General features: G+C 49.6%; 12 protein-coding genes. All 12 read left to right on the top strand.

Going from position 1 to position 13,361, the window contains the following annotated elements:
* Positions 1 to 85: 85 nt before the first annotated feature.
* Positions 86 to 1,339, top strand: a complete 1,254-nt coding sequence (locus AC1VOR_RS01610; protein WP_482615400.1) for a M16 family metallopeptidase — start codon at positions 86 to 88, stop codon at positions 1,337 to 1,339.
* Positions 1,329 to 1,778, top strand: a complete 450-nt coding sequence (dut, locus tag AC1VOR_RS01605) for a dUTP diphosphatase (RefSeq protein WP_482615399.1) — start codon at positions 1,329 to 1,331, stop codon at positions 1,776 to 1,778. The genes AC1VOR_RS01610 and dut overlap by 11 nt, the downstream gene beginning before the upstream one ends.
* Before the next feature lie 139 nt (positions 1,779 to 1,917).
* Positions 1,918 to 2,817 carry a dipicolinate synthase subunit DpsA gene (gene dpsA / locus AC1VOR_RS01600; RefSeq protein ID WP_482615397.1) on the top strand — a complete coding sequence of 300 codons (900 nt, stop codon included), beginning with the start codon at positions 1,918 to 1,920 and terminating at the stop codon, positions 2,815 to 2,817.
* Positions 2,814 to 3,407 carry a dipicolinate synthase subunit B gene (locus tag AC1VOR_RS01595; RefSeq protein WP_482615395.1) on the top strand — a complete coding sequence of 198 codons (594 nt, stop codon included), beginning with the start codon at positions 2,814 to 2,816 and terminating at the stop codon, positions 3,405 to 3,407. Before dpsA ends, AC1VOR_RS01595 begins: the two co-directional genes overlap by 4 nt.
* 309 nt (positions 3,408 to 3,716) lie before the next feature.
* Positions 3,717 to 4,937, top strand: coding sequence for an aspartate kinase (dapG, locus tag AC1VOR_RS01590; RefSeq protein WP_482615393.1), 1,221 nt, complete (start codon positions 3,717 to 3,719; stop codon positions 4,935 to 4,937).
* 67 nt (positions 4,938 to 5,004) lie between these two features.
* On the top strand, positions 5,005 to 5,865 hold the full coding sequence (gene dapA, locus AC1VOR_RS01585) for a 4-hydroxy-tetrahydrodipicolinate synthase (protein WP_482616377.1): 861 nt from the start codon (positions 5,005 to 5,007) through the stop codon (positions 5,863 to 5,865).
* A gap of 334 nt (positions 5,866 to 6,199) precedes the next feature.
* Positions 6,200 to 7,879 carry a ribonuclease J gene (locus tag AC1VOR_RS01580; protein WP_482615391.1) on the top strand — a complete coding sequence of 560 codons (1,680 nt, stop codon included), beginning with the start codon at positions 6,200 to 6,202 and terminating at the stop codon, positions 7,877 to 7,879.
* Between the two features lie 208 nt (positions 7,880 to 8,087).
* The gene (locus tag AC1VOR_RS01575) at positions 8,088 to 8,864 is read left to right on the top strand and encodes a ClpP family protease (protein ID WP_482615389.1); all 777 of its coding nucleotides are present in this window, start codon (positions 8,088 to 8,090) and stop codon (positions 8,862 to 8,864) included.
* Positions 8,861 to 9,097 carry a YlzJ-like family protein gene (locus tag AC1VOR_RS01570; RefSeq protein WP_482615387.1) on the top strand — a complete coding sequence of 79 codons (237 nt, stop codon included), beginning with the start codon at positions 8,861 to 8,863 and terminating at the stop codon, positions 9,095 to 9,097. Before AC1VOR_RS01575 ends, AC1VOR_RS01570 begins: the two co-directional genes overlap by 4 nt.
* Positions 9,098 to 9,173: 76 nt before the next feature.
* A complete protein-coding gene (locus AC1VOR_RS01565; RefSeq protein WP_482615385.1) occupies positions 9,174 to 11,879 on the top strand; it encodes an FtsK/SpoIIIE family DNA translocase in 2,706 nt (901 codons plus the stop codon).
* A 127-nt stretch (positions 11,880 to 12,006) separates the two neighbouring features.
* Positions 12,007 to 12,450 (top strand): MarR family winged helix-turn-helix transcriptional regulator, encoded by a 444-nt coding sequence (locus tag AC1VOR_RS01560; protein ID WP_482615383.1) that lies wholly within the window; start codon positions 12,007 to 12,009, stop codon positions 12,448 to 12,450.
* 20 nt (positions 12,451 to 12,470) lie between these two features.
* Positions 12,471 to 13,313, top strand: a complete 843-nt coding sequence (locus AC1VOR_RS01555) for a DUF6544 family protein (RefSeq protein ID WP_482615381.1) — start codon at positions 12,471 to 12,473, stop codon at positions 13,311 to 13,313.
* The last annotated feature ends 48 nt before the right edge of the window (positions 13,314 to 13,361 follow it).

Here is a 13,361-nt window from a genome sequence, read left to right as displayed (position 1 = left end):
TTTTTTTGATAGGATAGGAATGCATTTATGATGCTTTTTTGGAAACGGGTTTTGCGGGTTGCAAAACTTTGAAGGAGGGCCTTAGATGAATAAGCTGCAATTAAAAAACGGCCTTCGGGTGGTGATGGAGCGCATACCGACCAGCCGATCGGTATCGTTTGGTATTTGGGTGAAGACCGGCTCACGTAACGAGGTACCTGAACAAGGCGGAATATCCCACTTTATTGAGCACATGTTGTTCAAAGGAACACAGCGATTTGATGCCAAAGACATCGCTGAGCAATTCGATGCTATTGGCGGGAATGTTAACGCGTTTACTTCCAAGGAATATACATGTTATTTTGCGAAGGTACTGGATGAGCACTTGCCGATTGCGGTAGATGTGTTGTCTGATATGTTCTTCCGTTCCTTGCTTGATGACGAAGAGCTGCGGAAAGAGAAGAACGTGATTGTCGAGGAAATCTCGATGTATGAAGATACACCGGACGACATCGTGCACGATCTGGTCTCTCAGGCGGCTTATGGTGAGCATCCGCTGGCTTTGCCGATACTTGGAACTGAAGAGAAGCTTCGGACGATGAGTTCTGAGCATCTGCGAAAATATATGCAGGAGCATTATACAATACAGAACACAGTCATCAGTGTGGCCGGCAATATCGATGATGGAGTCATTCAGCTCCTTGAGAAATACTTCGGAGATTTCTCCAATGTGGGAGAGGCTGGGGTACCTAGTGTTCCTGACTTCCTGGGAGGTTTGGAGTATCGGCGCAAGAAGACGGAGCAAAATCATATTTGCCTATCGTTCCCAGGCTTGCGAATCGGTGATGATAAGCAATATGCGATGGCTTTGCTGAATAACGCCATTGGCGGCGGGATGAGTTCCCGATTGTTCCAGGAAATTCGCGAAAAGCGTGGATTGGCTTATTCGGTCTATTCTTATCACAGCTCTCATGCCGATAGCGGATTGTTTACGGTATATGCCGGAACTGCACCACGCCAGACCAAAGAGGTGCTCGATCTGACCAAGGAAATTTTGGCTGATGTATCCGTGAAGGGAATGACGGACAAGGAACTGAGCAAAGGGAAAGAGCAGCTCAAGGGCAGCTTGATCCTCAGTCTGGAAAGCACGGGAAGCCGAATGAACCGCCTGGGTAAAAATGAGCTGATGTTAGGCCGACATTATACATTAGATGAGATGATAGCTCGTATTGAGGCAGTGACTATGGATGATGTCAACGCGGTGTTGAAGGGAATGTTCCAACAGCCGTTCTCATTAGCTATGGTAGGCTCGTCCGATCGGGTAATATCAGGAATAAGGAGAGATGAACTTGTCATTTGAAGTACAGATCCATCGTCTAGCCGGGAACGAAGATATTGAATTGCCACGTAAAATGTCAGAGCTGGCCTCCGGTTTTGACTTGTATGCCGCCGTCAGTGAGGAACTGACGCTGGGGCCGGGACAACGCTTGCTCGTACCAACAGGGATAGCTATTGCTATGCCTGGGGGCCTGGAAGCACAAATCCGTCCACGTAGTGGATTGGCTTATAAGCACGGGATTACCTGTCTGAATTCACCGGGTACGATTGATGCGGATTATCGCGGTGAAATCAAGGTGCTACTGGCGAATTTAGGACAAGAAGCCTTTGTCATTCGTCGTAATGAGCGTATTGCGCAAATGGTCTTCCAAATCGTGCCCGAAGTAGAGCTCATTCAAGTGGACGAGCTGTCCGAGACCCTTCGCGGTGCTGGTGGCTTCGGACATACGGGAACAAAATAGAGATAGCAGGTCCAGATCAAAAACCTTCAATGACTGCCTTGTGCAGTTATCATTGAAGGTTTTTTTGCGTTTCACCACATTTCGGCTGGCGGCATAAGATGGTTTATACTGTGTTGCTTGGAAGGAGTGCCATCTGCGAATGCTGACCGGAATATCGATTGTATTCCTCGGTGGAGACGCCCGTCAGGTAGAAGTCATTAATAAATGCTTGGAACTGGACGCCGGGGTAGCGGTCGTTGGTTTTGACCGGCTGGACCCTCCGCTTACAGGAGTAGCTCATGAGAAGATAAGTCCTGCTTTGCTGGCTAACGCTGATGTAATCATTCTTCCAGTAACCGGTTGCGATGATCAAGGCGTCATTCCGGCCCCGTTCTCGGCAGAACAGCTTGTCATTGAACAGGAGTGGTTCTCGTCTATTCGGCAAAGCACCTTGGTGTATACAGGTATTGCCAAGAAGTTGCTCAAGCAAATGGGAACAGAGCATGGTTTCCGTATTATTGAGTTGCTGGAACGTGATGATATCGCCATTTACAACTCTATTCCTACGGCCGAAGGCGCTGTAATGATGGCGATTCAGAATACGGATATCACGATTCATGGCTCGACATGCATCGTGCTGGGTATGGGACGAACCGGATTCACCCTGGCCAGCACATTGCAAGGGTTGGGAGCAACGGTGAAGGTTGGAGTGCGGCGGGAGGACGATGTGGCAAGGGCTGTGCAAATGGGCTGGAAGCCTTTTGCAACAAGGGATTTGGCTGCGAATATCGGGGAAGTTGACTTGATTTTTAATACAATTCCGACTATGATAGTCACAGCGCAAATCATCTCGAAATTGCCCCGTAGAACAGTTGTCATTGATCTGGCTTCCGCTCCCGGAGGAACGGACTTCCGCTTCGCGGAGAAGCGGGGGATCAAGGCAATTTTGGCTCCCGGCATCCCCGGAATCGTTGCTCCCAAAACGGCTGGAATCATTATGGCCAATACGACGTGTCAGTCGATTTTGGAAGAGTATCATTTACGGGGGGATGAAGAGTGAATTGGCAAGGGAAAACGGTAGGATACGCCATTACGGGCTCGCATTGCACGTTCGCCGAGGTTATGCCGCAGATTCAGCGCTTTGTGGACGGAGGCGCAAAGGTGGTGCCGATCATATCCCATACGGTGCTGATGACAGACACCCGTTTTGGCAAATCGGAAGATTGGCGGAAACAGTTGAAAGATATTACCGGGAATGATATCATTTCTTCAATTGTGGAGGCTGAGCCGCTTGGTCCAAGCAAATTGCTTGATGTCTTGGTTATTGCTCCCTGCACAGGGACTTCAACAAGCAAGCTGGCGAATGCCGTAACGGATAGTCCTGTGTTGATGGCGGCGAAGGCGCAATTGCGCAATGGACGGCCGCTAGTTATTGCAGTGTCCACCAACGACGGTTTAGGATTTAATCTGGCGAATATCGCCAAGCTAATTGTAGCGAAGAATGTGTACTTCGTGCCGTTTGGTCAAGATAATCCCACAGCCAAACCTAACTCGCTGGTAGCGGACATGAGTTTGGTGCCGGAGGCTTGCTACGCGGCGTTGGAAGGTAAACAGCTTCAACCTTTAATTATTGAACGCTTTCATGCTTGAACAATTTCGTCGCATTCATCATACAGTGGTGTTTCGGAAAAGAAACTACGCACCGAATGAGCAACTGAACATGAATATCGTGGCGGAGCCCCTGCGACTCCGAATTAGTAGGCTTGGAACAGGTGGAACGTGTCCTGTAGATTGCTCTGGGGGCGCAGCTTCGAATGCTGTAGAATTGCGGAGAGATCAGACAGCCAAGGGTCCAGAGTGAGATGGGTACGATGAATCCGCTCTGATGACCACTGGCATATTGAACAAACGGAATGAAGTCATCGCTTTACTCCGCATTTATTAACTGGAGGAATACCCATGCGCATTTTGGTGCAAAAATTTGGCGGCACGTCTCTATCTACGCAAGCAGCCAGGGAGCATGTTGTTTCACACATTCGCCGGGAGCTGAACAATGGTTTCCGGCTTGTCGTAGTGGTGTCGGCTATGGGACGTAAGGGTGATCCTTATGCCACGGATACGCTGCTTGGATTGGTAGCCGAAGGGGGCGGGAGCTTGCCGCCTCGCGAGCAGGACATGTTGATGGCCTGTGGAGAGATTATATCGGCATCCAAGCTTTGCAGCTTGCTGACGGAACGGGAAATTTCATCAGTCGTGCTTACTGGCGCGCAAGCGGGCTTCCGGACCGACGGACAATATGGCAATGCGAGAATTCTTGATATTGTCCCGACCAGAGTGCTGGAAGAGATGAAGCATAAGGACGTCGTCATTGTGACGGGCTTCCAGGGGCAGAACCAGAGCGGAGACTTCACGACGCTTGGACGTGGGGGCAGTGATACATCGGCAACGGCACTTGGGGCCGCTCTGCATGCAGAAATGGTCGATATTTATACGGATGTGAACGGTATTTTGACGGCAGATCCTAGAATTGTAGAGGATGCCAAGCCGCTGGAATATGTCAGCTATGCAGAAATATGCAATATGGCGCATCAAGGTGCCAAGGTCATTCATCCGCGTGCGGTGGAGATTGCCATGCAGGCAGGCATTCCGGTGCGCGTACGTTCCACGTTTTCAGAGGGAGAAGGAACCTTGGTGGCTAACCCGGAAGGCTTTCGGGATGTGCAAATGGGTGTGGTTGACCGTTATGTGACAGGTATTGCTTATGTGGCTAACATTACGCAGATTCGGGTCGAGTCTGCCGATACGGGAGTTCATCATCTTCAACTTCAGGTCTTTAAAGCGATGGCGGAAAACGCCATCAGCGTCGATTTTATTAATGTGACCCCGTCTGGGGTTGTTTATACCGTCTTTGACAAGGATGCGGACAAGGCGCTGGCGGTGCTCCAAGCTTTGAAGTTATCGCCGCAAATATGCTCCGGCTGTGCCAAGGTATCTGTGATTGGCGGGGGCATCAACGGGGTTCCAGGCATCATGGCCAACATCGTTGAAGCTTTAACAGATCAAGGCATTCAGATTCTGCAGTCAGCGGACTCCAACACCACCATCTGGGTGCTTGTGCATAAGGATGACATGGTTGATTCCTTACGAGCCCTGCATGCCAAGTTTGAACTCGCACGGTAATAAGACAACAGAGATTATGAAATGAACATAAATCGCACAGCGGGAGATGGGAGGAGGAAATGGCGTGATTGATTTTGGACGAATGATTACAGCCATGGTAACGCCTTTTGATGAACAAGGAAAGATAGATTGGGATCAAGCTGCAAACTTAATTGACTATTTGGTGGAGGAGCAGAAGTCCGATAGTCTTGTGGTCTGTGGTACGACGGGGGAATCACCAACTCTGACGGACGAGGAGAAGCTGGAGTTGTTCTCTTTTGCCGTGAAGCATGCGGCGGGCCGTTGCAAGATCATTGCCGGTACAGGCAGCAATAATACCGCTCATTCCATTCATTTAACCAAGCAAGCCGAAGAGCAAGGGGCTGATGGCATATTGCTGGTTGCTCCTTACTACAACAAGCCTAATCAGGAGGGGCTTTACCAGCATTTTAAAGCGATAGCGGAAGCGACAACGTTGCCGGTGATGTTATATAATGTGCCAAGCCGTACGGCTGTTAGCCTGACGACAGAAACGACGTTGCGTCTAGCTCAAATCACGAATATCGTAGCGACTAAGGAATGTGCCTCTCTGGATCAAGTGGCGTCTGTGGTCGCGGCAGCTCCTTCTCATTTCAGAGTATATTCTGGCGATGATTCTTGTGCATTGCCTGCCATTGCTGTGGGGGCCTACGGAATTGTCAGTGTGGCCAGCCATCTTGCCGGACGTTCTATTCAAGATATGATTCACTGTTACCTAGAGGGTAAGGTGGAGGAAGCGGGCAAGTTGCACCGTAAGTTACTTCCGTTATTCAAGGGGCTGTTCGAGTGTCCAAATCCGGTAGCGGTAAAATATGCATTAAATGAAATCGGCCATCCGGTAGGCTCGGTGCGGTTACCACTGGTACCACCAAATGAGCAGGAAGCAGCTCGCATACGCGGCTTGTTATAAAGTAAACAGACTCCACAACCAAATCTACGCTGTACTTCCAGAAACCGATGTCTTCTTAGAAGGCATCGGTTTTTTTCATGTTGAGCAAGGTAATGTTAAAGAGAGGTAAACCTATCTGACTTGTGTTTTGCCAAAAAAATCATGTATAATAGTGTCAAGTGACTGGGTGCGGTGAATTTTTATGAAGATAATGACTTTGAGACTCGGCAAGACCGTCCATATATTCGAGGCGGTTGTTTATTCCTGCGAATATGTTGTCGCCATGCAGTGATCGGAGCCATTTCCATATGAAATAAGAAAACAACGTCCAATAAATTAGGAGGGTTAGATAGACTTGTCTAAAAAAATGAATAATGAAAAATTGACGATCTTCGCTTTGGGCGGTGTCGCAGAAATCGGGAAGAACATGTATGTCGTCCAATATGGCAATGACATTGTAGTCATTGACTCCGGTTTGAAATTTCCGGAAGAGGACATGCTGGGTATTGACATCGTCATTCCCGATATCACTTACTTGACGGAGAACCGTGACAAGGTAAGAGGGATTGTCTTGACGCATGGACACGAGGATCACATTGGCGGATTGCCTTATGTACTGAAGAATTTGAATGTACCGGTCTACGGGACGAAGTTGACCTTGGGGCTAGTGGAGAACAAGCTTAAGGAAGCGGGACTACTCGGAGAGACCAAGCGGATTCTCATTCATGCCGATTCCGTTATTGAGCTCGGTTCGACGATGAAGGCTAGCTTCTTCCGTACCAACCACAGTATTCCCGACTCGGTCGGCGTATGTATTGAAACACCGGAAGGCAATGTTGTTCACACGGGGGACTTCAAATTTGATCATACACCAGTCAATGATCAATATGCAGATTTGCACCGGATGGGCGAGATTGGCAAGAATGGCGTGTTAGCTCTTTTGTCGGATAGTACCAATGCAGAAAAACCAGGCTTCACTCCTTCGGAGAAAAATGTCGGCCTCGTGCTGAATGATATATTCTATAAAGCTAAGCAACGTGTGGTTGTGGCTACATTCGCTTCCAATGTGCACCGGGTTCAGCAGGTGATTGATGCAGCTTATGCAACGGATCGCAAGTTGACCATTATTGGTCGGAGTATGGTGAATGTAGTGAACATCGCCAGCGAGCTTGGTTATCTGAATGTTCCTGACGGCATATTGATCGAGCCGGAGGAAGTCAACAAGATGGCTGCGGATCGTGTAGTTATTTTATGCACCGGTAGCCAAGGGGAACCCATGTCCGCTCTGACGCGCATGGCGCGCTCGACGCATCGCAAGGTTGACATTTTACCGGGTGATACTGTGATTATCGCGGCTACGCCGGTTCCGGGCAACGAGAAATTCGTGGGACGAACCATTGACGAGTTGTTCCGCCTGGGAGCGGAAGTGATCTACAGTGGCTCCAATTCGGGAGTTCACGTATCTGGTCATGGTAGTCAGGAAGAATTGAAGCTGATGCTGAATTTAATGCGTCCGAAATATTTCATTCCGATTCACGGCGAATACCGTATGCTACGCAAGCATGCCCTGTTGGGTGAATCCGTCGGGGTAGATCCGGAGAATATTTTCCTGATTGATATCGGCGAAACGATTGAAATTCAAAATGGTCAGGCACGCAAGGCGGGCAAAATCCCTGCCGGGAACGTTCTCATTGACGGTCTGGGCGTGGGTGATGTCGGAAATATTGTATTGCGGGATCGCAAGTTGCTATCTCAAGATGGCATTCTGGTCGTTGTCGTTACGCTAAGCAAGCAAGACGGCAAGATCGTGTCAGGACCGGATATTATTTCAAGAGGTTTTGTTTACGTTCGGGAGTCCGAAGGGCTGTTGGATGAAGCAAACCGTATCGTCTCCAGTACGTTGGAGAAGTTAATGAGCGAGAATGTGAATGAGTGGGCTTCCCTGAAAACGAATGTTAAGGATTCTCTGGGACGCTTCCTGTTTGAGCAAACACGCCGTAGACCGATGATCCTGCCGATCATCATGGAAGTATAAATACAAAGATAAATGCACACAGTCGCCTCTTCTTCCCACTGGTAATTTTGGACGGTTACCAGTCGGGAGAGGGGGCTTTTTTTGTTTGGATTGCAATGGGGAGTTTTTCTTCTGTATAGAGTCGGGAAGGTTGTCGGCATACTAAAGCTTGCATATGGTTGACTACCTCTAAACAAGGCTAATGGCTGAACCGAAAGGAAGGCTTACCATGAATCCCAATCTGAATCAACCAAATTCTCGCGAAGAATCGGAGCTGCCCGCCATACAACCACCTCCTGTTGCTGATCCTGGGCCCAAGGAGGCTACGGTACCCGAAATCATTCAACAACTGGGACAGACCACTGTGCCAACGCCAGGGGAATCCAATGTCTACTGCTTGACCATCATCGGTCAAGTTGAAGGCCATTTGGTGCTACCGCCGCAGAACAAGACTACCAAGTATGAGCACCTGATCCCTCAGCTTGTAGCCGCCGAGCAGAATCCACGGATTGAAGGGTTACTTATCATTTTAAACACGGTAGGTGGTGATGTGGAGGCCGGTCTGGCTATCGCGGAGATGATTGCTTCTCTAACGAAGCCCACTGTCACGGTCGTTATTGGAGGTGGGCATAGTATCGGTGTGCCTATTGCTGTGGCCTCGGATTATTCCCTGATTGCCGAGAGCGCAACGATGACCATTCACCCCATCCGGATGACGGGGCTCGTCATTGGTGTTCCCCAGACCTTCGAGTATATTGAGAAGATGCAAGAGCGGGTGGTACGTTTTGTGACTACTCACTCGCATATTACGGAGAAACGCTTCAAGGAATTGATGTTCAAGACGGGCGAGCTAAATCGGGATATTGGAACCGCTGTCGGAGGCAATGACGCAGTGAAGTATGGCCTTATCGATGCCATCGGCGGAATCGGGGAGGGATTGACCCGGCTGCAATCGTTGATGGACACAAGGCGGCAAACAGGGACTCCAGGAGGGATGCCGCAATGACTCATTACACCATATTGCCCGAAGAGGCCTATTGGGAGAATGCCGAGAATCAAGCGGCATACAACGAAATAGAAATGCAGGGAATTTTAATGCAGGTCAGGATGGAGGGAGGTAATCGGGCTACGATCATCCGCTTGCTGCGTTGTCAACTGGACGATTATCTGAATCCGGACCTGGCACCGGGCCGAGAGATCGCTTTTTACCCGGTACTTATGGCGAAAGAGCAAAATTAAGAACATATGCCCGCATTCCTCCTAGGTTCCCCCCAGATGAATATGGTATAATATTCATCTGGGGGGTGTTTTCGTTTTGGCACGGAAACGGAAGAAGAGGAAAGCTGCCCTGGGCAGCATGCTTAAATATGAAATATACGGAATCATCCTGATTACGTTATCCATTATAGCTTTGTCGGGGGAAGCGGCTGTCGGCAGGACATTGTCGAAGATGGCGGCACTGGTCCTCGGCAAGTTTTATTTTGTGATACCACTGGTTGGCATTTACATAGGCCTGTCCGTAATGATTCAGCGGAAATGGCCCAATCGCTGGAATACGCGGCGAAGTGGGGTGCTACTGGGCGTATTAGCCCTTTCGCTCATGAGTACCATATCCGCCATGGGACAGAAGCTCGCTCCTACCGGATCGCTTGGGGCGGGCAGCATTCTTGGACAGATTCACCGTGATTTGCAGGGGGCATTGTTCCAGTCGGCATCGCCAGACGCAGGCTTCAGCTTGCTTGGGCTGGACATTAGCGGCGGCTATGTGGGCGGCTTGGAATTCGCAATGCTGTTCTCTTTGTTTGGTATGGCAGGAGCTAAATTGATTATGATCGTCATGCTCGCCATCAGCTTCATGCTAATTACCGGACTTTCTTATGTCGATTTGTTCCGTCTTCTGCGCACCAAATTAGGTACGCTGGGTGAGCAACTGGGGCAGAAGATACGTATGCTTCGTCCGGTGCCGGTTCGCGGAAGAGCAAAGAAGGTGAAGAAGCCAGCTCCGGTGGTAGCTATGGCAGAGCAAGCGATGCAGGATGAGGAAGAAGATCTGTACGTTGCCGATCCCGAGGAAGAAGTTCCCGTGTTGGCATCGACTCGCAAGAAGCCGGTGTTCTTCCAGTTGTTTGGTTTCAAGGGACGCCAGGAGCGCCCTGAGACGCAAACCTCCAGTATCCTGGAGACCGAAGAAGCCGGGAATCATGGACCCGATACAACGGTACCCGACATACCAGGGGGAGCCGTCAACTGGAACGAGCTGAGTTATGCGGGCAAAGGAACAACGGGATCCTTCGGGGCTACTGGATCAGATCTTACCGAGGATGAGAGCAATACGGGTCCGATCATTCGTGATTTCTTCGATCATATCCAACGGGAAAGCTTGCATAGCGACGAAGAACAGGATGACAGCGAGTTTGACGCAACTGCTGCTCCAGTGGCACCGTTTGGCGAGGCAATGGACCTAGATACTGACTTATCCGCTGCTGTGGACGAAGCCTCTGTTAACGAGGGTGAGGAAATAGACGGAGAGTTGGAGGGTGAGCTACAGGGCAGTGGTGATGCTGCTCTGGAAGCACCTCTTCCACCCAAGCCAGCTCCAAAGCCGTACAAGCTGCCCTCCTTCCGCTTGCTAGCAAAGCCGGCGGCCTCGGGCAAAGCTGGAGATCAGGCCGATTATATGCAGACAGCACGCAAGCTGGAAGCGACGCTGGAAAGCTTTGGTGTTCGTGCCAAGGTACTGGAGGTTGTAAGGGGGCCGGCGGTTACTCGCTATGAAATTCAGCCGGACATCGGGGTGAAGGTGAGCCGAATCGTCAACTTGACGGACGACATCGCATTGGCACTGGCTGCCAAGGATATTCGGATGGAGGCGCCGATCCCTGGCAAGTCCGCCATTGGTATCGAGGTACCGAATAATGAAGTATCTGTGGTTACGATGCGTGAGGTGATGGAGACGCCAACGTTTATGGAGGCGGATTCCAAGCTGACCATTGCCTTTGGTCGGGATATCTCAGGACAGACCATTGTGGGCAACCTGGCCAAGATGCCCCATTTACTAGTCGCAGGGGCTACAGGCTCAGGCAAGTCGGTGTGCATTAACGGGATCATTACGAGCATTCTGTTCAAGGCCAAGCCGGACGAAGTGAAATTTCTGATGGTTGACCCGAAAATGGTTGAACTCAATGTATATAATGGCATTCCCCATTTGCTAGCTCCGGTTGTTACCGATCCCCGTAGGGCGTCGTTAGCACTGAAGAAGATCGTTGTCGAGATGGAGAAGCGTTATGAGTTATTCTCCAAATCGGGGGCCCGTAATGTAGAAGGTTACAATCAGATGATGAAGGATAATCCGGAGGCGATTCTGCCTTATATCGTGGTCATTGTCGATGAGTTGGCGGATCTGATGATGGTGGCAGCAAGTGATGTTGAGGATGCGATTGCCCGCTTGGCCCAAATGGCTCGTGCCGCTGGTATTCATCTAATTATAGCTACGCAACGGCCTTCTGTAGATGTCATTACCGGTGTAATCAAAGCGAATATCCCGTCACGGATTGCGTTTGGCGTGTCCTCCCAGGTTGATTCGCGGACGATTCTTGATATGGCGGGAGCCGAGAAGTTGCTGGGTCGCGGAGATATGCTGTTTATGCCGATGGGAGCCTCCAAGCCGGTTCGAGTACAGGGTGCTTTTATGAGCGATCAGGAAGTCGAGACGATTGTTAATTACGTCAGAGGCCAAGGTCAGGCTGAATATGACGAGAGTCTGGTGCCAGAGGTGGACGACGAGGTGCAGGAGCATGAGGAGGTGTTGGACGAGCTGTATGACCAAGCCGTTCAGATTGTACTTGAAGCCAAGCAGGCCTCGGTCTCTCTCTTGCAACGTCGTATGCGTGTCGGTTACACCAGGGCAGCCCGGCTCATTGATTCCATGGAAGCTCGGGGAATCGTAGGCCCTTATGAAGGTAGCAAACCACGCGAAGTGTTAATGTCGATTGAGCAATATAAGATGGGTAAGAGTGGGTAAGATGAAGCCGACATGATGGATTTTCCGCATGTCGGATTTTTATTATGGACGCCGATATATTTGACATTAAGTAACAGGTTGCATATTATAAAGGTAACTAGTTACTCATATAGAGGGAGGAGTAAAAATGTTGGAATTAGAAAAGCAGGCTTATATCTTCGGGGGGATTCTAACCTTGGCTAATCGGTTGCAAGTGCTGGGTGATCAACTGGATCAGCAGGTTACGCTCAAGCAATGGCTACTCGTTGCCATCATCATGAAAATGGAGCCATCTGCTCCCACCCTCAGCGAAGTCGCCAGCATCACGGGCAACTCGCGGCAAAATGTCAAGAAAATGGCGGCTATTCTGGATAAGCAAGGGTTTGTGAGATTAGTTAAAGATGATCTGGATGCAAGAATCGTCAGAGTTCACCTGACAGCTAAATGCAAAGCTTACTTTGAGAGCAGGGCTGAAATGGAACAAAGCTTTATGAGTAATCTGTTCGATAATTTCGATGGAGAATTAACGGACGGTCTGTACCAAGGAATCATGAAGCTGGCGATGAATGTGAGCCAAATGGAGCAGAAGTAATGAGAAGGAGGCATAGAAGAATGTGGTTGACGATTTCGGTCATCGCGCTGATGGTAAGTGGAATCGGTCTGCTTCTGGGGTGGCCCCATTCCAGAACGAAGGCTGAATTTGAACGGCTGGCTACAAATCATCTCAGTAGCCAAGCGCTCAGGGAGTCCAATGTGTTCACATTGAAAGATATTAAGGAACTCCCAGAGCCGGTTCAGGCCTATTTCAGGTATTCTGGATTTCTGGGCCAGCCCAAAATGGCCTACATGAAAATAACTTTCCAAGATGTTAATTTTGTGATGTCACCTCAAAACAAGAAGCTGAAGATGGATTATACGCAATATAATTTCGCTCGTGAGCCTGTCAGACTGGCTTACATTGATGCTGCCATGTACGGCATTCCCTTTGAAGGACTGGATACCTATATTGGCGGCCATGGAGGAATGAAGGGGGTATTAGGCAAGTGGATATCCTTATTTAATCAACAAGGAAAAGAGATGGATCAGGCGTGCCTCGTTACCTTTCTATCGGAAAGTTTGATTTTGCCCAGTGCAGCCTTGCAGCCTTATGTGGTTTGGGCTTCAATGGATGATCCCAATCAAGCCAAAGCGACGATTACCTACGGCGGAGGACTCTCGGCCAGCGGCATCTTTACGTTCAGCGAAGAAGGGGAACTTCTGACCTTCACTACAGAGGACAGAGCTATGATTACAACGGATGGGGAACAACGGCATATCCCATGGTCGGCTTTATTTAAGGACTACAAATTAATCAATGGAATACGGCTGCCCACTCATTTACAGGCGGTCTGGAATGAGGAGAAAGGTGATCTTATCTATTTTGACAGCCATCATTTTACGGTTAGTTACCAGTAGCTTTGAATCAGAAGTAGGGCGTTAGGCTTGCCTGAATTTTAGGGTGCA

The sequence above is a fragment of the Paenibacillus sp. 1SOY10 genome (assembly GCF_056836745.1).
Note: the sequence above shows the minus strand (reverse complement) of the source record. Positions and strands in the feature narration are given on the sequence as shown.